This is a genomic window from Verrucosispora sp. ts21, assembly GCF_002879555.1.
GTDB classification, from domain to species: domain Bacteria; phylum Actinomycetota; class Actinomycetes; order Mycobacteriales; family Micromonosporaceae; genus Micromonospora; species Micromonospora gifhornensis.
The window spans coordinates 26,590-48,730 of record NZ_PNOZ01000014.1 but is presented as its reverse complement, the minus strand read 5'-3'; the positions used below and the strand labels follow the sequence as shown (position 1 = coordinate 48,730).

At 71.1% G+C, this 22,141-nt stretch carries 19 protein-coding genes; 11 read left to right on the top strand and 8 right to left on the bottom strand.

The window, feature by feature from the left end:
* Positions 1 to 10 precede the first annotated feature (10 nt).
* The 3 genes from yut to C1A38_RS08415 are packed head-to-tail and all read left to right on the top strand — an operon-like array spanning position 11 to position 3,313.
* Positions 11 to 1,036, top strand: coding sequence for an urea transporter (gene yut / locus C1A38_RS08425; protein ID WP_102657266.1), 1,026 nt, complete (start codon positions 11 to 13; stop codon positions 1,034 to 1,036).
* 27 nt (positions 1,037 to 1,063) lie between these two features.
* Positions 1,064 to 2,710 carry an ammonium transporter gene (locus C1A38_RS08420; protein WP_233196709.1) on the top strand — a complete coding sequence of 549 codons (1,647 nt, stop codon included), beginning with the start codon at positions 1,064 to 1,066 and terminating at the stop codon, positions 2,708 to 2,710.
* 57 nt (positions 2,711 to 2,767) lie between these two features.
* A complete protein-coding gene (locus C1A38_RS08415; RefSeq protein WP_102657265.1) occupies positions 2,768 to 3,313 on the top strand; it encodes a GrpB family protein in 546 nt (181 codons plus the stop codon).
* Positions 3,314 to 3,317: 4 nt separating this feature from the next.
* On the opposite strand, the gene C1A38_RS08410 is transcribed toward C1A38_RS08415, so the two are convergent.
* Positions 3,318 to 3,734: a cold shock domain-containing protein gene (locus C1A38_RS08410; RefSeq protein ID WP_102657264.1), complete on the bottom strand. Its 417-nt coding sequence runs from the start codon at positions 3,732 to 3,734 to the stop codon at positions 3,318 to 3,320.
* 135 nt (positions 3,735 to 3,869) lie between these two features.
* On the opposite strand from C1A38_RS08410, the gene C1A38_RS08405 reads away from it, so the two are divergent.
* Positions 3,870 to 3,992, top strand: a complete 123-nt coding sequence (locus C1A38_RS08405; protein ID WP_091591861.1) for a 50S ribosomal protein L36 — start codon at positions 3,870 to 3,872, stop codon at positions 3,990 to 3,992.
* An 81-nt stretch (positions 3,993 to 4,073) separates the two neighbouring features.
* The gene (locus C1A38_RS08400; RefSeq protein ID WP_146017484.1) at positions 4,074 to 4,595 is read left to right on the top strand and encodes a hypothetical protein; all 522 of its coding nucleotides are present in this window, start codon (positions 4,074 to 4,076) and stop codon (positions 4,593 to 4,595) included.
* A 28-nt stretch (positions 4,596 to 4,623) separates the two neighbouring features.
* Here C1A38_RS08400 and C1A38_RS08395 read toward each other — a convergent pair whose 3' ends face one another.
* The 4 genes from C1A38_RS08395 to C1A38_RS08380 form a co-directional block, all read right to left on the bottom strand.
* Positions 4,624 to 6,006 (bottom strand): rhodanese-like domain-containing protein, encoded by a 1,383-nt coding sequence (locus C1A38_RS08395; RefSeq protein ID WP_102657262.1) that lies wholly within the window; start codon positions 6,004 to 6,006, stop codon positions 4,624 to 4,626.
* Positions 6,007 to 6,123: 117 nt separating this feature from the next.
* On the bottom strand, positions 6,124 to 6,549 hold the full coding sequence (locus C1A38_RS31700; protein ID WP_233196708.1) for a carbonic anhydrase: 426 nt from the start codon (positions 6,547 to 6,549) through the stop codon (positions 6,124 to 6,126).
* Complete coding sequence (locus tag C1A38_RS08385) at positions 6,546 to 8,327, bottom strand: SulP family inorganic anion transporter (RefSeq protein ID WP_102657261.1); 1,782 nt, start codon at positions 8,325 to 8,327, stop codon at positions 6,546 to 6,548. The genes C1A38_RS31700 and C1A38_RS08385 overlap by 4 nt, the downstream gene beginning before the upstream one ends.
* Positions 8,324 to 8,914 (bottom strand): rhodanese-like domain-containing protein, encoded by a 591-nt coding sequence (locus tag C1A38_RS08380; RefSeq protein ID WP_102657260.1) that lies wholly within the window; start codon positions 8,912 to 8,914, stop codon positions 8,324 to 8,326. Before C1A38_RS08380 ends, C1A38_RS08385 begins: the two co-directional genes overlap by 4 nt.
* Before the next feature lie 167 nt (positions 8,915 to 9,081).
* Here C1A38_RS08380 and C1A38_RS08375 point away from each other — a divergent pair, with 167 nt between their 5' ends.
* Positions 9,082 to 9,348, top strand: coding sequence for a metal-sensitive transcriptional regulator (locus C1A38_RS08375; protein WP_102657259.1), 267 nt, complete (start codon positions 9,082 to 9,084; stop codon positions 9,346 to 9,348).
* Positions 9,349 to 9,406: 58 nt separating this feature from the next.
* On the opposite strand, the gene C1A38_RS08370 is transcribed toward C1A38_RS08375, so the two are convergent.
* Together C1A38_RS08370 and C1A38_RS08365 are read right to left on the bottom strand one after the other, a co-directional pair.
* The gene (locus tag C1A38_RS08370; protein ID WP_102657258.1) at positions 9,407 to 9,970 is read right to left on the bottom strand and encodes a GNAT family N-acetyltransferase; all 564 of its coding nucleotides are present in this window, start codon (positions 9,968 to 9,970) and stop codon (positions 9,407 to 9,409) included.
* A gap of 96 nt (positions 9,971 to 10,066) precedes the next feature.
* On the bottom strand, positions 10,067 to 15,529 hold the full coding sequence (locus C1A38_RS08365; RefSeq protein ID WP_102657257.1) for an ATP-binding protein: 5,463 nt from the start codon (positions 15,527 to 15,529) through the stop codon (positions 10,067 to 10,069).
* A 276-nt stretch (positions 15,530 to 15,805) separates the two neighbouring features.
* On the opposite strand from C1A38_RS08365, the gene C1A38_RS08360 reads away from it, so the two are divergent.
* The 5 genes from C1A38_RS08360 (at position 15,806) to C1A38_RS08340 (ending at position 21,476) form a co-directional block, all read left to right on the top strand.
* Positions 15,806 to 16,252, top strand: a complete 447-nt coding sequence (locus C1A38_RS08360; protein WP_102657256.1) for a helix-turn-helix transcriptional regulator — start codon at positions 15,806 to 15,808, stop codon at positions 16,250 to 16,252.
* 37 nt (positions 16,253 to 16,289) lie between these two features.
* Positions 16,290 to 18,674: an ATP-binding cassette domain-containing protein gene (locus tag C1A38_RS08355; RefSeq protein ID WP_102657255.1), complete on the top strand. Its 2,385-nt coding sequence runs from the start codon at positions 16,290 to 16,292 to the stop codon at positions 18,672 to 18,674.
* 58 nt (positions 18,675 to 18,732) lie between these two features.
* Positions 18,733 to 19,143, top strand: coding sequence for a VOC family protein (locus C1A38_RS08350; protein WP_102657329.1), 411 nt, complete (start codon positions 18,733 to 18,735; stop codon positions 19,141 to 19,143).
* Between the two features lie 112 nt (positions 19,144 to 19,255).
* Complete coding sequence (locus tag C1A38_RS08345; protein WP_102657254.1) at positions 19,256 to 19,783, top strand: hypothetical protein; 528 nt, start codon at positions 19,256 to 19,258, stop codon at positions 19,781 to 19,783.
* 109 nt (positions 19,784 to 19,892) lie between these two features.
* On the top strand, positions 19,893 to 21,476 hold the full coding sequence (locus tag C1A38_RS08340; protein ID WP_102657253.1) for a GGDEF domain-containing protein: 1,584 nt from the start codon (positions 19,893 to 19,895) through the stop codon (positions 21,474 to 21,476).
* A 45-nt stretch (positions 21,477 to 21,521) separates the two neighbouring features.
* On the opposite strand, the gene C1A38_RS08335 is transcribed toward C1A38_RS08340, so the two are convergent.
* Positions 21,522 to 22,088, bottom strand: a complete 567-nt coding sequence (locus tag C1A38_RS08335; protein ID WP_102657252.1) for a nucleosidase — start codon at positions 22,086 to 22,088, stop codon at positions 21,522 to 21,524.
* Between the last annotated feature and the right edge of the window lie 53 nt (positions 22,089 to 22,141).

Here is a 22,141-nt window from a genome sequence, read left to right as displayed (position 1 = left end):
GGAGACCGATGTGACGGCGATCGCGCGGCGCTGGGACGGGTTGGCCGACCGCAACCCGCTCGTCCAGTTCATCGATGCATGCCTGCGGGGACCGGCTCAGGTGGTGTTCCAGAACAATCCCCTGACCGGCGTGGTCATCCTCATCGCGGTCGCCTGGGGCGCGTTCGACAGCGGGCAGCCCCGGATCTTCGGTGGTGGCGTGCTCGGGCTGGTCGTCGGCACCGCGACCGCGCTGGCACTCCAGGTCGACCGGGCCTCCTGGCGGAAGGGGCTGTTCGGTTTCAGCCCCTTCCTGACCGGCATCGCCGTGCCGACGTTCCTGGACCAACGACCCCTGATGTGGCTCTACCTGGTGCTCGGCGCCGCGGGCACCACTGTGGTGACGCTCGCCCTCAACGCCGTGTTCAAACGGTGGGGTCTGACCGCGTTCACCTTCCCGTTCGTGCTCACCACCTGGGTGCTGCTGCTGGCCGCGTACCAGTTCGACAGGTTCACTGTGCTGACCCAGCTGACGCCGAAGTTCCCCGGCGAGGGAACGCTGACCGGCGGGCACTTCAACTGGGACCTGGTGCCGATCTTCCTGCGCGGAATCTCCCAGGTCTTCCTGATCAACAGTTGGGTCAGCGGCCTGCTGATCATCATCGCGCTGCTGATCAACTCCCGTTGGTCGGCGGTCTTCGCCATCGTCGGCGCGGTCGGCGCGACGCTGCTCGCGCTCTGGTTCGGTGCCGACGGCACGAGCCTCGACAAGGGACTGTTCGGCTTCAACGCCGTACTGACCGCGATCGCCGTGGGTGCGGTGCTGCACCGGCCGGGCCTGCTGGTGACCGGCTACACCCTGTTCGGGATCGCGTTGACGCTGTTCATCCAGATGGCGATGGCCTCCGTGCTGACCCCGCTGGGCATCCCGGTGCTGACCGGCCCGTTCAACGTCGCCACCTGGCTGCTGTTGCTGCCCGACCGGCATTTCGCGCCGGTGCCCAATCACGAGCGGGTCAAAGAGACCGTCGTGTCGTCCGTACGGCGTTCGGTCTGAGCGACCGTACGCAGAAAGGGGCAGGTCGTGTCCGCTGATGTCGCCGTGAACCCGGGCGACACCGCCTGGGTGCTGGTCTGCACCGGGCTGGTGCTGTTCATGACGCCCGGCCTGGCCGTCTTCTACGGCGGGATGGTGCGCAGCCGCAACGTGCTGGCCATGCTCCAGCAGAACATGATCGCCCTCGGGGTGGTCAGCCTGACCTGGGTGTTCGTCGGCTACACGATCGCCTTCGGCGACGACGCCGGCAGCGGCCTGTTCGGCAACCTCGAACTGTTCGGACTGACCGATCTGAAGGTGCCCCCCGCCCCGCACCTGCACGTGGTCGACGCCCGGATCACCATTCCGGCACTGGCCTTCGTCGCGTACCAGATGATGTTCGCGGTGATCACACCCGCGCTGGTCACCGGGGCCACCGCGGGCCGGTTGAAGTTCGGCGGCTGGGTGCTGTTCCTGGCGATCTGGTCCATCGTGGTCTACGCGCCGATCGCGCACTGGCTCTGGCATCCCGGTGGCTGGTTGGCGAAGCTCGGCACCCAGGACTGGGCCGGCGGAATGGTCGTGCACGCCAGTGCCGGCGCGGCGGTCGTCGCCGTACTGCTGGTCGTCGGTCGACGCAGGAACTGGCCGCACGCGGCGGCACCACCCAACTCGATCCCGCTGACCATCCTCGGCGCCGGGATCCTCTGGTTCGGCTGGTTCGGCTTCAACGGCGGCGACGGGCTCCAGGCCAACGGGGTTGCCGCCCAGGCGGTACTCAACACCCATCTCGCCGCCGCCGCCGGGATGCTCGTCTGGCTGCTTGTGGAACGACTCTCCGACGGCCACAGCACGGTGGTCGGCGGGGTGTCGGGGGCGGTCGCGGGACTTGCGACGGTCACCCCGACCGCCGGGTACGTCAACACGCTCTCCGCCATCGCGATCGGTGCGATCGCCGGCCTGGTCTGCCACTTCGCGCTGCGCCTGAAGTATCTGCTGCGGCTCGACGACGCGCTCGACGTGCTTGCGGTGCATTTCGTCGGCGGCATGCTCGGCTCGCTGCTGCTCGGCCTGTTCGGCGACAACGGCATCAACCCGCTCGGCCGCGACGGTCTCTTCCTCGGCGGTGGCGGTGGTCTGCTGTGGGACCAACTCGTCGGGGTGGTCAGCGTGGTGGCCTTCTCGTTCGTGCTGACCTGGCTGATCGCCGCCGGAATCCAGGCGGTGATCGGCCTGCGGGTGGCCGACAAGGACCAGGACCGGCTCGACCAGGCGCAGCAGGGCACCGACGCCTACCACCTGGGCGGCGTGACGAGCCTGGCCGCGCCGGGCGGACCACAGCGACGGCCCAGGCCGGACGGTGCCGGTGCGGCCCCGATGCCGGCCGGGCATCCGGTCAAGCTGGTCAGCGCGCTGCTCGACCCGTCCCGGGTGTCCGACAGCGGGACGCTGCGCGAGGAACTGCTCGGTGCCGGCGCGATCTCGCTTACCGTCTCCGACACCACGGCGGCGACCGAGGGGACGGTGCGCCAGGTGCTGCCGCGCGGCTACTTGCAGGAGCAGCCACTGCTGGCGCGCCTACGGCTCGACGTGCTGGTGCCCGCGGAAGCCGAGCAGGCCGTCGTCGACCTGCTCTCCCGCTACGAGCCGCGCCTGGTCTGGGCGTCCGACGTGGCACCGGTGGTGGTCACGTAGCCGCGACGGACGGCCCTGGTCGCCCCGGCGGCGGTGCATCGCTGGCATGATGAAGCGGTGTCCAGCGCGGTGGAGATCGTCGACTACCAGCCCGCCTGGGGTGTGGACTTCACCGAGTTGGGCCGGGCGCTGCGCCTCGCGCTCGGCGACGGTGCGCAGCGGATCGACCACATCGGTTCCACCGCCGTACCGGGCCTGGCCGCGAAGCCCGTCATCGACATCCAGATCTCCGTACTCACGTTGGAGCCGGTCGACGATTTCCGACTGCCGCTGGAGCAGCTGGGTTACGTCTACCGAGCCGACAATCCGGAGCGCACGAAACGCTACTTCCGGGAACCGCCGGGTCGCCGTCGCACGCATGTGCACGTACGACAGCTCGGTAGTTTCTCGCAGCAGCTGCCACTGCTGTTTCGCGACTATCTGCGAGCCCATCCCGCTGCGGCCGCCGAGTACGCCACGGTGAAGCGCCGGTACGCCCAACAGTTCCGGCACGATCGGCAGGCGTATGTGGAGGCCAAGGATCCGTTCGTCTGGCAGATCGTTCGGCGTGCCGACGGGTGGGCGCAGCGGATCGGTTGGACGCCCGGACCGAGCGACGCCTGACCGGTCAGCCGTCGACCCAGCCGTGGGCGCGGCTGAACTCGGCGAACCGCTCCCGTACCGCGATGATCTGGGCGCCGGTCAACGACGGTGAGCAGCGCAGCAGCACTTCCGTCACCGCGGTGGTGAACTCGGTGGGGGACAGGACGTCGCACAACTCGTCGTCGCCCTCGACGCGCGGGCGCAGCCGCCGTTCGCCACCGACCGCCGCCGGCTCCGCCTCGATGATCCGCACCGAGGCGGCCTTCAGGCCACGGTCGCTGTCCACGGCCTCGAACTCGACAGGTAGGCCGACCCGCACCAGATGGCGGTGCTCGCCGAAGTCGTTGGCGTGGACGAAGACGTCCTCCCCGCCGGCGGACGGTGCGATGAACCCGTAGCCGCGAACCTCGTCAAACCGGATTATCTTTCCCACTTCAGCCACAACAACCCCACCCGTACTCGACACCCACTCACCAGGTCGCGCCCTCCCCGGCAGGTTATCCGGTTCGGGTGCGGCGGGGGAATCCCGCAGGTCGAGGAGGCGTTCCCCCAGGCATTCGAACCGAGGAGGGACACCATGAAGGTACGCAGCTCCCTGCGCTCGCTGAAGCAGAAGCCGGGTTCGGTGGTGGTACGCCGCCGGGGCCGGGTGGTCGTGGTGAACCGCGCCAACCCGCAGTGGAAGAGCCGTCAGGGCTGATCGCGCCCGGCGGTGATGCTCGACGGCGATGTCCGGCAAATCGGACGGCCGGACATTGACAGCCGGAACTAGTCTCGCGACATGTCAGCTTCGGGGCGCGAACCGCACGCGGCGACTAATCTCGTCTGGGCCCCCGACGACGTGCGCGTCGGCATCGAGCAACAGGTCCAGCCGCAGCAGAGCCTGCCGGGGCGGGCCGGGCGGGCAGCGACGACGGCGTTCATCTTCGTCGCGCTGCCCGCTTTCGTCGTCTTCACGGCCACGACCCTCGTCGCGCCGTCGGTGACCGACGACGCCGGCGTCGGCCGGGTCGCCCTCTGGGCCGGGCAGGTGGCCGTGCTGCTCGCGATCGGCGCGGCAGTGAGTGCCTTGCGTACCCGTGCCGACCGGCCGGAACCACCCACCACCTGGTCGATCGTGCGACGTCTCGGGTGGCACCTGCTGTCCACCGGCGCCTGCACCGCCCTGGTGCTGGCGCTGCACGGGCTCGCCGTCGGCCAGATCCTCACGTTGGCGCTGCTGCTCGGCGGCGTGCTGCACGTGGTGCCGCTGGTCGTGGCGCGGCTGCTGAGCAGGGCGGCCGGTCGGGGCCGGGCGGCGTAGCGACCCGACCCCCGAACCGACCACATCCTCAGCGCGCGGCCGCGTGCAGTGACTGCCAGGCGGCGTACCCGCCGAGCAGATCGGAGACGTCGACCCGGCCGGCGCTGCGCAGCAGGCTGGCCGCGACCGAGGACCGGTAGCCACCGGCGCAGTGCACGACGATCGGCCGCTCGGTCGGCACCTCGTCGAGGCGGCGGGTCAACTCGGCCAGGGGGATGTGCAGCGAGCCCTCGACGGCACCCTGCTCGCGTTCGCCCGCGTTGCGCACGTCGAGCACCACGGGCGGCTCGGGGCGTTCCCGCGCCTCGCGCAGCTCGGTGGCGGTGACCCGGCTGGCCCGGGTCATCTCGGCGATCATCGCCAGGAAGGCGGCCTCCGGCTCGCGGAGGTAGCCGAGCACCTGGTCGAACCCGATCCGGGCGAGGCGTACGACGATCTCCTCCTCGCGGTCCTGCGGCGCCACCACCAGCACCCGGTGCTGCGGGGAGAGGACGCTGCCGGCGGTCTCGGCGAACCGTCCGTCCGCCGGGATGTTGATCGCACCCCGCAGGTGGCCGGTGGCGAACTCCTGCGGGTCGCGAGCGTCGACGACCACCGCGCCCTCGGCGTGGGCCTGGGCGAACTGCGCCGCGGTGAGCGGGCGGGCGGCCCGCTGCGGGTCGAACAGTTCGCGGGCCTTGCGGTTGAGCACGGCGTCGAAGGCGAAGTAGCCGGGTGCGGCCGGCTGCCCGCCGGTGACCAGGGCGACGAACTGCTCCTCGCTCATCGGCGCGCAGGCGTAGTTGGTGCGGCGCTGCTCACCGATGGTGGACTGCCGCTCGGTGGACAGGTTCTTGCCGCAGGCGGAACCGGCACCGTGGGCCGGGAAGACGCGCACCTCGTCGGGCAGGCCCATCAGCTTGCTCTGGACGCTGTCGTAGAGCATCCGGCCCAGCTCGTCGGCGGTCACGCCGAGCGAGGCGAGCAGGTCGGGGCGGCCGACGTCACCGATGAACAGTGCGTCGCCGGTCAGCACCCCGTACGGCACCGGGTCGTCGGCGTGCTCGCGGACCAGGATGCTGATCGACTCCGGGGTGTGGCCCGGGGTCTCCATGATCTCCAGGGTCACCTCGCCGAGGCTGATCCGCTCCCCGTCGCGCAGCTTGCGGATCGGGTACTCGGTCTCGGCCCGGTGGCCGTAGCCGATCCAGGCGCCGGTGGCCGCCGCCACCTCCAGGTGGCCGGCGAGGAAGTCGGCGTGGAAGTGGGTGTTGATCACCCCGTCGATGGTCAGGCCGCGGGCCCGGGCGTCGGCGAGGTACTCGTCGATGTCCCGGCGCGGGTCGACAAGCACGGCACGCTTGGTGCTCTCGTCGGCGATCAGGTACGACGCCTGGGACAGACAGTCCAGGTAGTACTGGGTGAACAGCATTTCTGCCAGCTCCTTCACAGTGATGGCGGCTGATGTACCGCTCCAAATCTATACCCCGGGGGGTATGCGAACGACAGTCGTGACCAACGCAACTTCGGGCAGCCCGGAGGGGTCGCGCTACGCCGCCGGCCGGGGCGCGGGCGACACCTCGGCGACGAGTTCGGGATCCCAGCAGCGCTCCCCGCACTGACCGGCGTGCACCGCGAGGATCCGGGTGTCGGGCAACCGTCGCGCGAGTCGGGCCACACTCCGGCGGAGCTGGTCGCGATGCTCCTCGACGGACACCGGATTGCCCGCGCAGTCGGCGTGCCCGGCGATGACGAGCGTGCCGCTGCCATGAGCCTGCTGCGACACCGCCACCTTCTCCAGCACGGCGGTCAGCCGCTGCTCGCCGGTCGCGGCCAGCACCGCCTCAGGTCCCGGCTCCGTGATCGTGTCGAGGTAGTCGACGTCGAGGTGTCGTCGTACCCACTCGTCGAGCGGACGCTGGATGCGCCCGTCGATGCAGGTGACCATCGTGGCGAACCGCTGTGGCGTGCTCATCGCACCTCCCGGGTGTCATCCGTGCTGCTGCCGGCCATCGCGAACGTGGCCCGGTCCCCGTCCGCTGCGAAGGCTGCGGTGCCCTCGGCCGCCGCCAGGGCGGTGGGGATGTCGGGGTGCACGTGACCCGCGTCGCGTACCGACCGCCACACGCCGGCGCGATCGAGCAGATCGCGGACCGGTCCCCGGATGGTGGCCAGGTGCAGCACCACGTCGTGCCCGGCGAGTCGTTCGCGCAGCTCCGCCAGGGCGGTCGCGCCGTCGGTGTCGATGTCGGTGATCGCACTGGCGTCCAACACGATGGCCACCAGTCCGGCGCGTTGTCCGGCCATGGTGAGCAACTGGTCGGACAGCCGTTGGGCGTTGGCGAAGTAGAGCGGGCCGTCGACCCGTACGACCGCGAACCGTGGGTCGGTGAGCAGGCCGGGGAACCGCTGCACGTTGCGGTACCGGTCGGTGTCCGGCACCCGGCCGAGTTCGGCGGTGTGCGGCCGGGCGGAGCGCCACACGAAGACCCCGAGGCTGAACGCCACGCCCGCGGCGAGCCCCGGCTCGACCCCGACAAGCAGGGTGACCAGGAAGGTCAGGGCCAGCGCCAGACCGTCGGCACGACGTACCCGCCAGGTGGTGGCCGCACCCTTGCGGTCCACCAGGCCCAGCACGGCGACCACCACGATCGCGGCGAGCACCGCCCGAGGCAGGTGGTGGAAGGCAGGTGTCAGCACCAGCGCGGTGACCGCCACCATCGCCGCGGTCACCAGCGTCGCCACCGGCGTACGAGCGCCGGCGGAGAAGTTGACCGCGCTGCGGGACAGCCCGCCGGCCACCGGGAACGCCTGGAACAACCCGGCCGACAGGTTGGCCGCGCCCACCGCCACCAGTTCCCGGTCCGGGCCGACCTGCTGGCGGGACTTCGCGGCGAGCGTCTTGGCCACCGCGATGCCCTCCAGGTACGCCACCAGCGCGATGGCGATCGCCGCCGGCAGGAGTGCCTGGACGTCCTGGCCGGACAGGGTCGGCAGCGCGGGCACCGGCAGGCCCGCCGGCACGTACGAGAGGATCTTGACGCCTCGGTCGCCGAACGAGAACGCGGCGCTGACCGCGGTGACGCCGGCGACCACCAGCAGCGCGCCGGGCAGCCGTGGTGCGTAGCGGCGCAGCAGCACCAGCGCGGCGACGCTGACCAGCGACACGAGGATGGTCAGGCCGTGTGCGGTGGTGGCCGCGCCCCACAACGCCGCGACGATCTCGGGGAAGGTCTCCGCGCGGCCCATGTTCAGCCCGAACAGGTCCTTGACCTGGCTGGCGGCGATGACGATCGCGGCTGCCGAGGTGAACCCCGACAGCACCGGATGGGACATGAAGTTGACAAGCACCCCGAGACGCAGCACCCCGAGCAGCACCTGGATGCCGCCGACCAGCAGGGCGAGCAGAGCGGCAAGCGCGGCGTACCGGGCCGGGTCACCGTCGGCCCGACCGGCCAGCGCCGCGCTCGTCATCAGTGCGGTGATGGCCACCGGGCCGACGGCGAGGGAGCCGGAGGTGCCCAGTAGGGCGTAGACCACCAACGGCACGATCGAGGCGTACAGGCCGGTCACCGGTGGCATTCCGGCCAGGGTGGCGTACGCCATGCTCTGCGGCACCAACATGACGGCCACGGTCAGACCGGCCACCAGGTCGTGGCGCAGGATCTTCCGGTCGTAGTGGCGCAACCACCCCACCAACGGCACCACTCGGGCCAGGCCCGAGCGGTCCTGGATCGGATAGGGCGAGCTCATGCCCGCAGCCCCGGTGCGCGCAGCCGGGCGAGGGAGGCGTCGACGTCACAGGCGGCACCCCTGTTGTACGGCAGCTTGGACAGCATCATGCCCATGGCGCAGGTGTTGCTCAGCGCGGCGAAGGTCAGGCCGGCCCCGATGAAACCGGCCACGAACCGCGCCGCCGGCACCCAGATGCTGATCACGATCGACAGCAGGACGATGGCACCGGCCACCAGGCGCACCTGGCGCTCCAGGCCCCACCGCTCACGGCCCCGCTCGACCGGGCCGCCCGCGGTGATCCAGGCGTTCATTCCGCCGGTGACCACGGTGGCCGCGGGCAGTCCGGCGTTGACAAGCTTGGTGCACGCCTGAGTGGCCCGGGCGCCGGACTGGCAGATCAGCAGCATCCGGCCACCGGCGTCGTCGACGATCCGCCCCAGGTGCGCGTCGACCTGGTCCAGCGGCAGGTTGATCGAGCCGGGCACGTGAGCGCTGTCGTATTCCCCGGGTGTGCGCACGTCCACGATCAACGTGTCGGGGTTGTTGGCGATCAGGGCGCGGGCGGTGGCGACGTCGACAGTGCGTGAAGCATTCGTGGCACTCATCTGGCTACTCCTTGATGATCCGTGGACATGGATACCCCCCGGGGTATCTGAATCGAGTATGTCCGAGCAGGTCAGCGACGGCAAACCGACGAAGACCACCGATGGGCGCAGGTCGGGCGTATACCCCCGGGTGTACCGTGGATTCGGGCCGATCGAGAGGGGGGAACATGCAGGTCGACGAGAATGCGGTCGATGACGTGATCAAGCGACTGCGCCGTGCCGAGGGGCAGATCCGAGGCGTCATCGGCATGCTCGAAGACGGGCGGGACTGCTCAGAGGTGGTGACTCAGCTCGCCGCCGTGTCGCGGGCCCTGGACCGCGCCGGCTTCAAGATCATTGCCAGTGGTCTCCAGCAGTGCGTCACCGCCGCACCGGGCGAGGAACGCAAGGCCAACCTCGACCAGATGGAGAAGCTCTTCCTGTCGCTGGCCTGACCGATCCGGTCGCCGGCTCAGCCGATCCGGTTGCCGGCCCGGCCGGCAGTCGGGCTGATCACTGGCGCATCACCCAGATCGGCAGGGGCTCGTCGATCTGGCGTACGACCTGCCACCCGGCCCGGCGATAGAACTCGACGTTGGCCGGGTTGCTGGTCTCCAGGATCGCGGGCAGGCCGTCGGCGGCGGCCCGACGCAACCCGGCCGCCATCACCGCCCGCCCCAGCCCACGCCCGACGCTGTCCGGGCGGGTCCCCAGTACACCCAGGTACCAGAACGGCTCGGCCGGCAGGGCGGCGTGCACCGCGTCGTCGTAGGCGCGGGTGCGGGCCAGCGCGTCGGCGGGCAGGTGCGTTTCGAGCAGGTCGGTCGAGGCGGGATCACCGCCGGAGGGCGGCTGCCAGACCGCGGTCGAGGCGCCCGGCCCGATCGTCCAGACCGTGCCCAGCCCGACCCGCTTGTCGAAGAGATTGCCGAAGAACACGGCGGCGAAGCGCGGGTAGTCCTGCGGGTCGGGGAAGAGATGACGTAGCACCGGGTCGTCTGCGAAAGCGGCGACGAGAGCGCTGACCACCTGCGGGCGATCCGCCGCAGTGGCGGTCAGGACCTCGGGCGACGACACAGGGTCGCACTTTAGCCGCCCCCACCGATGTCGGTGGGGGCGGCTGTCGTCGGCTCTGGTGAGGCCGGCGCGAGAGCCGGCCCCGCCACGAGCGACCTACCGCAGGTGCGTCTCGATGGCCTCGATGATGCGGGGGCGCAACTCGGCCGCGCGGATGACGGCGTCGACGGAGCCGACCTCGACCGCGCGGTGGATGTTGTGCACCCGGTCGAACTCGGCGGCCACCTCACCGAGCTTCTCCGCCCGCACCGACGAGCGCAGCTCGTCGAGTTCCGCGGTCAACTCCGCACGGTCGGTGCCGGCGGCGGCGGCGACCCGGGCCTGCATGTCCCGTACCCGGGCATCGGCGGCGGTGCGGGCGTCGACGTCGCGGGAGAACACCACGGCGGCAGCCGGGGCGCCGCCCAGCACCGAGGCGAACGAGCCCTCCAGCGCCAGCACCGTCATGTTCGGGTTCAACGCCTTGGAGAAGACCACGAACGCGCCACCGTGGTACCGCGAGATCACGCAGAACACGATGGGCCCACGGAAGTTGACGATCGCCCGGCCGATCTCGGCGCCGTACTCCAGTTGCAGCTTGCGCATCGACTCCGGCGAGCCGTCGAAGCCGGACAGGTTGGCCAGCACCACAAGCGGTCGGTTGCCGCTGGCCGCGTTGATCGCCCGCGCGGCCTTCTTCGACGACCGGGGGAACAGGGTGCCGGCCGTGTAGGTGTCCGGGCCGTCGGTGGGCGGGAAGCCGTGCCGGGGCACCGACCGCGACTCGATGCCGAGCAGACACACCGGGATGCCACCGAGGTGGACGTCCTGCACCACTGCGGTTTCCGCGTCGGCCATCCCCGCCCACCGCTCCAGGACCGGGTGGTCCTGGTCGGACAGGGCCCGCATCACCGTACGGATGTCGAACGGCTTCTTGCGGTCCGGGTTGGCCTCGGCGGAGAAGATCTCGCCGACCGTGGTGAAGTCGCTGCCGGCCACCGAGTGCGGGAAGTTCGAGATGTCCCGGTCGGTCGGGTCGGTGGTCTCCGTACGCCGAGGCGCCGCCTCACCCGGCACGACGTACGTGTGGTCGTAGTGCGCCATCAGCACGTCCCGCGCGGCGGGCAGGTTCGGCGCCCAGTACTGCGCCTGCCCGTTCGGGCCCATCACCCGGTCGTAGCCGCCGATGCCGAAGTTGTCCTCCGCGGAGACGCCACCGGAGAAGTCCAGCGACTGCTTGCCGGTGAGCACCATCGCCGAATCCGGCGTCATCACCAGCACACCCTTGGTGTGCATCAGCATCGTGGCCTCGGCGTTCCAGTACGGTTGCGCACCGACGTTGATGCCGGCCACCACGATGTTGATCTCGCCGCCGTCCTGGGTGAACTCGACGATCCGCTTGAGCGCCGCCGCCACCCAGTCCATGTTCTCGGTGCCCGAGGTCATCGAGATCCGGGCACCGGCGGACAGCGCGTACCACTCCAGCGGCACCTGCATCCGCTCGGCCAGATCCAGCGCGGCGATCACCCGGCGGCACTCCGGCTCCGACAACGCGCCCAGCGCCTTCGTCGGGTCGCCGAGCAGGATCACCCGGCTGATGCCCTGCGGGTGCCGGGCGGTCTTCGTGCTGACCACACCCGCGACGATCGCCGCGCTGTTGCGGCCCTTCGGCCGGTCCACCGGCACGAGCGTGTGGGTCTCGTCGAGGTCGTACTCGACGAAGTCGCCGAGCAGCCGGGTCAGCTCGTACGGGTAGACGGTGTTGCGGCTGCTGGCCCGCAGCACCTTCAGCCGGTAGTCGTCGAGCGGCTCGATCGCGTCGATCGGCGGCTCACCGACGGTCAGCTCCGCACCACCCGTGGCGTCGAAGGTGATCCGGATCCCGACCTTTGTCAGCTGACCGGTGGCGCGGTCGCGCTGCCGCGCGATGAACAGGATCTCCTCCAGCCCGGCACCCGCCGTCGTCGGGCGTACCCGACCGGCGATCATCTCCATCTCGGCGCGGGTCAGGCCGCTCGGCGGCCACACGTAGATCACGATGCGGTTGGTGTTGAAGCGGGTCTTCGACGGTTGCAGGGCCCGGGCCCGACGGATCGAGTCGAGGCAGGCCGCCACCGCGTCCTCGGTGGTCGGCAGCGCGACCAGTCGACCGTCGTGGTCGCGCAGCTCGGTCAGGTCGCGTACCTGCGCGAACGCGACGAGCCGGTCGTCGGACGGGTTCTCCCGGGCCACGCACTGGAACAGGTAGACCTCCTCGTCCGCCGACGGCAGCCGGGTCAGGTCGAACTTGCGCAGCCGCTCCAACTGCATCCGCTGCGCGATGTACGGGTGCAGGCCGCGGATCAACCGCTCCTCGGCCATCCCGGTGCTCGCCGGACGGAACGTGAAGTGGTGGTGCATGACCGCCCCGCCGCTGCCCGCCACGGTGGCGGTGAGCCGGCGTACCTGCGGTGGCAACGGCTGCGCGTTGATCACCGCGAGCAGTGCCGCCGCCATCGCGTCGAAGTCCTCCGGCTGGTTCTCCCAGGCCAGGTAGATGTCGGCGTTGACGGCCTCCTCGTCGGCGGCCAGTTCGGCGAGCCCGCGCAGCGCGTCGCCCAGCGCGTCGAAGCCGACCGCGGCGGAGACCAGCGACGAGTCGGCCCGCTCGGCGACCACGAAGGTGCAGCCGCCCACCTCGTGGGCGCGTACGCCGATGAGCTGCTTGTTGCCGTAGTACCGGCGGGTCAGCACCTCCAGCATCACCGTGTTGTCGAGGTGGTCGCGCAGCAGACGCTGGCCGAGCAGGCGGACCAGCGGCTCGGTGCTGCGCACCATCGCGGCGATCCGGTCGGCCCGGTCCGGCGCGTCCGGGTGGGCGTCCAGGTGACGCAGGTGCTTGCGGACCTCCGCGTAGACGCGGGCCCGATTGCGGCGCAGCAGCGGTTGGGCGAACCAGGCGAAGACCACTCCCCGGGCGAGGTCGGCGATCACCGGGAAGCGGACCTGCGTGGCGGCCAGCAGTCGCTCCAGGGCCAGACCGATCGGCTCGCGCAGCGACTCCTCCGGCGGCGGCTCCTGGAGCCACGCGCGCAGCAACGCCGTGACGACGGCGGCGTCGGCGGAGGCCCGCTGCTGGGCGAGGAAGATCCGGAAGACGGCGGATTCGAGGTCGCCGCAGCGGTCCAGTTCGGTCACGCCGTAGTGGGCGAGGGCCCGGGCCAGCTTGCCCTGGAAGGTGGCCGGCAGGCCGGCCCGCTCCACGTTGAGGCTCTGCAGGTAGGTGTGGAAGTACTCCCGGTCGCTGTGCACGTGGGCGCTGCCGCCGTCCTCGCCGGTGGGACGGTTGCGGCTCAGCTCGGCGAGGTCGGCGAAGACGTTGAGCAGGTCCATCTCCTCGGCCAGCGGCCGGTGACCGTCCTCGGTGGCCTCCTGCCGGGCGACCAGGTAGTCGTCGAGCACCCGCCGGTCGTTGTGCGGGTCGACGTCGAAGCCGAGCAGCAGACCACGCAGATCCTCCTGGCCGCGCCGGGCGCGAGCCAGCGCCGGGACCTGCCCGGGGGCGGTCGGCAGATCCAGTTCGACGGCAGGGCCGGCCGTCTCGGCACCGGGCTCGGCGTCGTCGTCGGCGATCGGGTCCAGCCGCAGCAGCGGCGCGCCCGCCTCCACCTGACTGCCCACCGAGACCGCGCACTCCTTGAGCCGCGCCCGGAACGGCGCCCGCAGCACCGTCTCCATCTTCATGGCTTCCAGCACCAGCACCGGCGCGCCCGCCTCGACCTCCGCGCCCACCGCCAACGGGGTGGCGACGACAAGCGCGGGCATGGGTGCCCGGAGCACGCCGCCCTCGTCCCGGCTGACCCGGTGCGTCACCCCGTCCACCTCGACCAGGTGGATCGGCCCGTGCGTGGCGGTGAGCAGGCGGTGCTGAGCGCCGTTGACGACGATCTGCCCGGTGTGTCTGTCGAAACGGTCGAGTTCGACGTCCGCGGTACGGACCTCGCCGCCGGCCTCGATCCCGACGCGGAACCGGTGCGCACCGGTACGCGCCACCCGCATGCGGTAGCCGACGCCGCGCAGCTTGAGGTCCAACGGTCGGCCGCCGACGTGCTGCACCTGCGGGCGTCCGCCGGCCGCCGTGGCCAGCAGCCGGTGCCGCTCGCCGCTTTCCTCTTCCTCGTACGCCTCGATGGCGGCGGCGGCCAGGGCGACGGCGGAGTGCCGGTGCCCGACGAGCCCGCCGGCACCACGGACCCGGTCGATCCAGCCGGTGTCCGCGCTGGCGTCGATCACCTCGGGCTGGTCGAGCAGGTCGAGCACGAAGCTCTTGTTCGTCGCGCCACCCTCGATGATCACCGTGGTCTCGGCCATCGCCCGACGGAGTCGACCGAGCGCCTCGTCGCGGTCCCGACCGTAGGCGATGATCTTCGCGATCATCGAGTCGAAGTCGGCGGGGATGGTGTCACCCTCGCTGATGCCGGTGTCCACCCGGATGCCCGGCCCGGCGGGCAGGTCCAGCCGGGCAACCCGGCCGGGGGAGGGGGCGAAATCGCGGTCGGGATCCTCGGCGTTGAGCCGGGCCTCGATGGCGTGCCCCCGCTCGACGGGCGCCTCGCCCTCCAGCCGTCGACCCGCCGCCACCCACAGCTGTGCCTTCACCAGGTCGAAGCCGGTGGTGGACTCGGTGATCGGGTGCTCGACCTGGAGCCGGGTGTTGACCTCCAGGAAGGCGAACAGCCGGTCACCGGGGTGGTAGAGGAACTCGACGGTCGCCGCTCCCCGGTAGCCGACGGCCAGCGCCAGCCGCTCGGCCGACGCCTTGAGCTCGGCGGCCTGCTCCGTGCTGAGGACCGGCGAGGCCGACTCCTCGATGATCTTCTGGTTGCGCCGCTGCACCGAGCAGTCGCGTACGCCCAGCGCCCAGGCGGTGCCCTGACCGTCGGCGATCACCTGGACCTCGACGTGCCGGGCGCCGGTGACCAGGCGCTCCAGGAAGACCACGCCGCTGCCGAAGGCCCGCGCCGCCTCCTGGCTGGTGCGCTCGTACGCGTCGGCCAGCTCGGCCTCGCTGGTGATCACCCGGATGCCGCGCCCGCCACCGCCGGCGGTCGCCTTGAGCATCAGCGGGTAGCCGATCTCGGCAGCCGCGGCCCGCGCGGCGTTGAGGTTCTCCACCGCGCCCCGGCTCCACGGCGCGACCGGCACACCGACCTGCTCGGCGAGCAGCTTCGCACCGATCTTGTCGCCGAGTTGGCGCATCGCCTCCGGGCTCGGACCGATGAAGGTGACACCGATCTTCTCGCACAACTCCGCGAAGGCCGGATCCTCGGCGACGAAGCCCCAACCGACCCACGCCGCGTCGGCCCCGGTCGCCACCAGGGCGCGCTCCAGGGTCGCCAGGTTGAGGTATGGCCGCGCGGAGGCGGGGCCGAGATCGTAGGCCAGGTCCGCCTCGCGTACGAATGTGGCGGTGCGGTCGACGTCGGTATAGAGGGCGACGGTCTCGATCCGTGTCCCGGTCTGCGCAGCCAGTTCTCGGGCCGCGTGAATGAGCCGCATGGCGGCCTCACCACGGTTGACGATGGCGATACGGCTGAACACCCGACCGACCCCTCCGGTAGACCTGTGACGTACGGTGCGCCGAGGATGGCAGCCCCGGCAGTGAACACTGTTCTGCCTGAGAGCGGGCAGCGCCATGCCGTAACCGCCCAACCCTGCGCGGCCCGGTTGTAGGAACCACACAAAACCTTTTGGTGTCTTCGCCTCACCTGCGCGATCCGGTTCTTGACCCCTCGCCACCGGCCGGCATGAAGACGACACGGCGGGGCCGTCGCCGGAAGTGGGCAACTGTCGGTGCGCCGTGGCACGATTCCGCGGGTGACCAGCAGAGCCTCGGCCGAGCAGCTACGGGACCTGGCTCGGCTGCGTCGGGTCCGGGACCGGATCGATCGTGAGTACGCTCAGCCGCTCGACGTCGAGGCGCTCGCCCGTGGGGTGAACATGTCGGCCGGTCACCTCAGCCGCCAGTTCCGGCTCGCCTACGGCGAGTCGCCGTACTCCTATCTGATGACCCGGCGCATCGAGCGGGCGATGGCGCTGCTGCGTCGCGGCGACCTCAGCGTCACCGACGTCTGTTTCGCGGTCGGTTGTGGCTCGTTGGGCACGTTCAGCACCAGGTTCACCGAGTTGGTCGGCGTGCCGCCGAGCGCCTACCGGCGTCAGGCGCTCGCCGGCGCCGCCGAGCTGCCCGCGTGCGTGTCGAAGCAGGTGACCCGGCCGATCAGGATTCGAGAAGCGTCGGCGGGCCGGCCGCAGCTAGCGTGACCGGCGCACACGAACGCTTACGGGGATGGAGAGATCGATGAGCAGGACCACGAGCGCCGACGCCCCGTCGTCGCACGTCGCCGACAGCCATGACCTGATCCGGGTGCACGGCGCACGGGAGAACAACCTCAAGGACGTCAGCATCGAGATCCCCAAGCGTCGGCTGACGGTGTTCACCGGGGTCTCCGGCTCGGGCAAGAGTTCGCTGGTGTTCGGCACGATCGCCGCCGAGTCGCAACGGCTGATCAACGAGACGTACAGCGCCTTCGTCCAGGGGTTCATGCCGACCCTGGCGCGCCCCGAGGTCGACGTGCTCGACGGGCTGACCACCGCGATCATCGTCGACCAGGAACGGCTGGGCGCGAACGTCCGCTCGACGGTCGGCACGGTCACCGACGCCAACGCCATGCTGCGGATCCTGTTCAGCCGGCTCGGTCAGCCGCACATCGGCTCGCCGCAGGCGTTCTCCTTCAACGTGGCGTCGATAAGCGGCGCGGGTGCAGTCACCATCGAGCGCGGCGGCACCACGACCAAGGAGCGGCGCAGCTTCACCGTCACCGGCGGCATGTGCCCCCGCTGCGAGGGAATGGGCCGGATCAGCGACTTCGACCTGTCCGCGCTCTACGACGACAGCAAGTCGATCAACGAGGGCGCCCTGACCATCCCCGGCTACAGCGTCGACGGCTGGTACGGCCGGATCTTCGGCGGCAGCGGCTTCTTCGACCCGGACAAGCCGATCCGCAAGTTCACCAAGCGCGAGCTGAACGACCTGCTCTACAAGGAACCGACCAAGATCAAGGTCGACAACGTCAACGTGACGTACGAGGGTCTGATCCCGCGTATCCAGAAGTCCTTCCTGTCCAAGGACCGGGAGGCGATGCAGCCGCACATCCGCGCCTTCGTCGACCGGGCGATCACCTTCGGCACCTGCCCCGACTGCGGCGGCACCCGGCTCAGCGAGCTGGCCCGGTCCTCGAAGATCGACGGACGCAACATCGCCGACCTCTGCGCGATGCAGATCAGCGACCTGGCCGAATGGGTCCGGTCGCTGGACGAGCCGTCGGTGGCACCGCTGCTGACCTCGCTCGGGCACACCCTCGACTCGTTCGTGGAGATCGGCCTCGGTTACCTCTCCCTCGACCGGCCGTCGGGCACCCTCTCCGGTGGCGAGGCGCAACGCACCAAGATGATCCGGCACCTCGGGTCGTCGCTCACCGACGTCACCTACGTCTTCGACGAGCCGACCGTCGGGCTGCACCCGCACGACATCGCCCGGATGAACGACCTGCTGCTGCGGCTGCGGGACAAGGGCAACACGGTGCTCGTGGTCGAGCACAAGCCGGAGACCATCGCGATCGCCGACCACGTCGTCGACCTCGGCCCCGGCGCGGGTACGGCCGGCGGCTCGGTCTGCTTCGAGGGCACCGTCGAGGGTCTGCGGGCCAGCGGCACCCTCACCGGTCGGCACCTCGACGACCGGGCCAGCCTCAAGGAGAGCGTACGGACCCCCACCGGCGCGCTGGAGGTCCGTGGCGCGGCGACGCACAACCTGCGCGACGTCGACGTGGACATCCCGCTCGGCGTGCTGGTCGTGGTGACCGGGGTGGCCGGCTCGGGCAAGAGTTCCCTGATCCACGGCTCGGTGTCCGGGCGCGACGGCGTGGTGGCCGTCGACCAGACGCCGATCCGCGGCTCGCGGCGCAGCAACCCGGCCACGTACACCGGGCTGCTCGAACCGATCCGCAAGGCGTTCGCCAAGGCCAACGGGGTGAAACCGGCGTTGTTCAGCGCCAACTCCGAGGGCGCCTGCCCGACCTGCAACGGCGCCGGCGTCATCTACACCGACCTGGCCATGATGGCCGGGGTCGCCACCACCTGCGAGGACTGCGAGGGCAAGCGGTTCCAGCCCGCGGTGCTGGAATACCACCTCGGCGGGCGGAACATCAGCGAGGTGCTGGCCATGTCCGTCACCGAGGCCGAGGCGTTCTTCGGCACCGGCGAGGCCCGTACCCCGGCCGCGCACGCCATCCTGGCCCGGCTGGCCGACGTCGGGCTCGGCTACCTCAGCCTCGGCCAGCCCCTCACCACCCTCTCCGGTGGTGAACGGCAGCGGCTCAAGCTGGCCACCCACATGGCCGAGAAGGGTGGCGTCTACGTGCTCGACGAGCCGACCAGCGGCCTGCACCTGGCCGACGTCGAGCACCTGCTCGGGCTGCTCGACCGGCTTGTCGACGCCGGCAAGTCGGTGATCGTCATCGAGCACCACCAGGCGGTCATGGCGCACGCCGACTGGATCATCGACCTCGGTCCCGGCGCCGGCCACGACGGCGGCCGGGTCGTCTTCGAGGGCACCCCCGCCGATCTCGTCGCCACCCGCTCCACCGTCACCGGTGAGCACCTGGCCGGCTATGTCGGCCGGTGAGGCAGGTGGTCAGGAATCGAGAAGCGGCACCGGTCCGGGCGCGATTAGCGTGACCAGCATGAACATCACCATCAACGCGAGCTTCCTGCCGCACACCGACCCGGAGGCGGCACTGACCTTCTACCGCGACGTCCTCGGCTTCGAGGTCCGCCTCGACGTGGGGCACGGTGGGATGCGCTGGATCACCGTCGGTCCGCCCGGGCAGCCCGACACCTCCATCGTCCTGACGCCGCCGGCGGTCGATCCCGGCATCACCGCCGAGGAACGTGCCACCATCGCCGAGATGATGGCCAAGGGCACCTACGCCGGCATCCTGTTGGCCACCCCGGAGCTGGACAAGACCTTCGACCGGCTGCAGGCCGCCGACGTCGAGGTGGTCCAGGAGCCGACCGACCAGCCGTACGGGCGACGCGACTGCGCCGTACGCGACCCCGCCGGCAACCTCGTCCGCATCCAACAGGTGCCCTGAACCCACCGCAGCCGTCGTTGTGGCAGTGGGGTCCGCATCATCGGGTGCCGACCAGCTCCACTGCCACAACCAGTGGGCGGGGTGGGAATGGGGGAGTGGTTAGGCTGCGGGGGTGGGCGAGGAGGGGCAGTGGCTGGCGGAGCGGGTCGACCGGCTCGTCTTCACCGATCTGACCACTGACCAGGTCACCGCGCTGTTGGCCGACACCGTGGCCGACTGGGCGCAGGGGCGCGGCTGGCGGGTCTACCGGCGGGCGCCGAGCGTGCTGCCGCTGCCGCCGCCGATGTCCGCCCAGCAGTCGGTGCTCGACGTGGCCTGTGCCCGCCCCGACGGGCCACCGGTCGTCGTCGAGATCGACCACGGCACGCGCCGCCGCACCTGGGAGAAGCTGCTCGCCGAGGCGGAAGCCGGACGGATACCGCTCTGGCTGCGATGGGGCACCGGCCGCTTCACCCCACCGCCGCCACCGATCCAAATGGTGACCTGCGAGGTGACCGCCCGGCCGGATCCGACCGGACGAGGCCGGGTGCACAGCCGGCTGCCCCGGGCCGAGAAGCAGCCACCGGCCCACTCCGCGGTACGGCTCGGTGAGCCCGCCGCCGTCGAACTGCCGTTGCCACCGCCCCCGTCACCGGAATGACAACTGTCGCGCCTGGACGGTCCCCAGTTGTCGATGTCGGTGGCTCCCCGAACTGAGGCCGTTGCCGTACCATCGGGCTGATTTCCTACCTGGCCGGTGCGGAGGCCGCATGGACGAGGTGACCCTCGGGGCGCTCCGCCTCCTTGAGGAGGCGCAGGCCGGCGGGGCGGCGCAGGTGTTGACCGCCGCCGAGTCGGCGCTCCGCGAACCCACCGGGCAGATCGGCGACGGCCCGGCGGCGATGCACTTCGCCCGCGTGGTGGCCCTGACCCGCCTGGGTGACCTGCGGGCCGCGATCGACGCCGCCGACCTGATGCTGGCCGCCGCCGACCGTGAGGGCAGCGCCGGCTGGCGATCCTGTGCGCTGTCGCTGCGGGCGACCCGGCGGCTTCGCCTCGGCGGTCAGGACATCGCCGAGTACGACATCGAAGCGGTGCTCCGCGACCTCGTCAGCGCGGAAACCGCCCTGCTGGCCGACGAACCCAACCCGGTGATCACGGGCAACGCGCACACCGGGATCGCGATCGGCTACGCCCAGCTTCGCCTCTACGAACTGGCCGCACCCCAGTTCGAGGCGGCCTACCAGGCGACCCGGCACGCGTCCTATCCGGACAACGGCAACCGGGCGATGTGGCTGTGCAACCTCGCCGAACTCAACCTGATCTGGGCGTTGGAGCTGTACCAGGTCGGTCGGATCGCCGAGGCGGAACGGCACAGCGCCGCCGCGCAGGAGTACGCGACGCGGGCGGTCGCCGAGGCGTCCGGCCCCAAGGCGGAGGTGTGGCGGCTCTCGGCCCTGCTGTACGAGGCGTGCTCCCGCGCCGACCGGCAGGACCCGGCCGGTGCGGCCGTCGACATCCCCCGCTACACCAACCTGCTGCGCATCCACGGCCTGCCCGAACAGCATCAGGAGATCCTGCTGTGCCGGCCCTTCCACGCCGTCGCGCTGCGCCGGTCCGGGCGACCCGAGGAGGCGCTGCGCGTCATCGAGGAGGCCGTCGCCCTGCTGTCACCCGAGACCGACTGCCTGATCTCGGCGGCGGTGCACCGTACCCACGCGGTGCTGCTGGCGGCGACCGGCTCGGCCGGTGCGCGGCCCGGGCTCACCTACGGCGACACCCTCGCCGAGCTGCTGTGGCGGCAACGGCATCACTGGCTGCACACCGCGATGACGATGCAGTCGTACGACGCGCTGCGGTGGCAGCACGAGCAGGCCGAGCGGGCGGCGCGGACCGATCCGCTGACGGGTGTGGCGAACCGTCGTGGTCTCGACAAGTTCCTGCGTGACCTGGCCCGTCCCGACGCCGCCGACCACCCCGTGGCGGTGCTGGCCGTGGACATCGACAGGTTCAAGCACATAAACGATTCGCTCGGCCATTCCACCGGCGACGACGTGCTGCGGGCGGTGGCGCAGCTGCTCACGACGAACGTGCGGCAGGGCGACTTCGTGGCGCGGTTGGGCGGGGACGAGTTCGTCGCCATCCTGCCGGGCGCGGACGCCACGCTGGCCCGGCTGGTGGCGCAGCGGACCGTGGAGGCCGTCGCCGGCCTGACCGCCTGGCCGGCGCAGGTGAGCGTCGGGGTCGCCCACGGCCCGGCGTACTGCCTGGATCAGGCGATCAGCCACGCCGACAGCGCGATGTACGCGGCCAAGCGGGCGGGCGGCAACCAGGCCAGCTGCATGGCGCTCTGACCGGCCCGGGCCGCGTCCCGGTGGCGTCGGCCGCCGCCGGGTGGCTCAGAGGTGGTCGCGGACCCAGTCGGCGAGCAGCCGGGCGCAGTGGTCCACCGACTCCTGCCAGGTACGCGCCGCCCCGTCGCCGGCCTCGTCGCTGACCTGCTTGATCAGACGGACCGGTACGCCGAACCGCTGGGCGGTCGAGGCGACCGCGTAGCCCTCCATGTCGACCAGGTGGGCGCGGGTGGCCAGGGCGGCGCGGGCGGTGTCGTCGGCGATGAACTGGTCGCCGGTGGCGAGCACCGGACCGTCGCCGAGGGCCAGCGGCGCGCCGACGGACTGACCGGTCAACCGGCGGAGGAAGTCGGTGTCCAGGTCGTGTTGCAGGACGCTGCCCACCTCGTGGGTGCCGGCCCAGCCGGGATGCAGTGCGCCGGCGGTGCCGAGGTTGATCACCGCCGCGGGCAGCGGTGTGCGGGCCAGGGTCGCCGCGACGGCGGAGGCCGCGTTGACCTTGCCCATGCCGGTGAGCAGCACCGGCAGGCGCGCATCGAGGTGGGCGGCCTCCTCCGCGAGGGCCAGCACGAGCAGCGGGCGATCAGGGCTGACCGTTCCTCGAAGATCCATCGGGCGATGGTAGCCGGAGACCGGGGTCGGCCAGCGATGCCGGCCGGCCCCGG

Coding starts and splice junctions, on each gene's coding strand:
- C1A38_RS08355 (WP_102657255.1), top strand. CDS start 16,290: ATGAGCAGGACCACGAGCGCCGACGCCCCGTCGTCGCACGTCGCCGAC.
- C1A38_RS08375 (WP_102657259.1), top strand. CDS start 9,082: ATGCAGGTCGACGAGAATGCGGTCGATGACGTGATCAAGCGACTGCGC.
- C1A38_RS08380 (WP_102657260.1), bottom strand. CDS start 8,914: ATGAGTGCCACGAATGCTTCACGCACTGTCGACGTCGCCACCGCCCGC.
- C1A38_RS08350 (WP_102657329.1), top strand. CDS start 18,733: ATGAACATCACCATCAACGCGAGCTTCCTGCCGCACACCGACCCGGAG.
- C1A38_RS08395 (WP_102657262.1), bottom strand. CDS start 6,006: ATGCTGTTCACCCAGTACTACCTGGACTGTCTGTCCCAGGCGTCGTAC.
- C1A38_RS08385 (WP_102657261.1), bottom strand. CDS start 8,327: ATGAGCTCGCCCTATCCGATCCAGGACCGCTCGGGCCTGGCCCGAGTG.
- C1A38_RS08400 (WP_146017484.1), top strand. CDS start 4,074: ATGTCAGCTTCGGGGCGCGAACCGCACGCGGCGACTAATCTCGTCTGG.
- C1A38_RS08335 (WP_102657252.1), bottom strand. CDS start 22,088: ATGGATCTTCGAGGAACGGTCAGCCCTGATCGCCCGCTGCTCGTGCTG.
- C1A38_RS08340 (WP_102657253.1), top strand. CDS start 19,893: ATGGACGAGGTGACCCTCGGGGCGCTCCGCCTCCTTGAGGAGGCGCAG.
- C1A38_RS31700 (WP_233196708.1), bottom strand. CDS start 6,549: ATGAGCACGCCACAGCGGTTCGCCACGATGGTCACCTGCATCGACGGG.
- C1A38_RS08405 (WP_091591861.1), top strand. CDS start 3,870: ATGAAGGTACGCAGCTCCCTGCGCTCGCTGAAGCAGAAGCCGGGTTCG.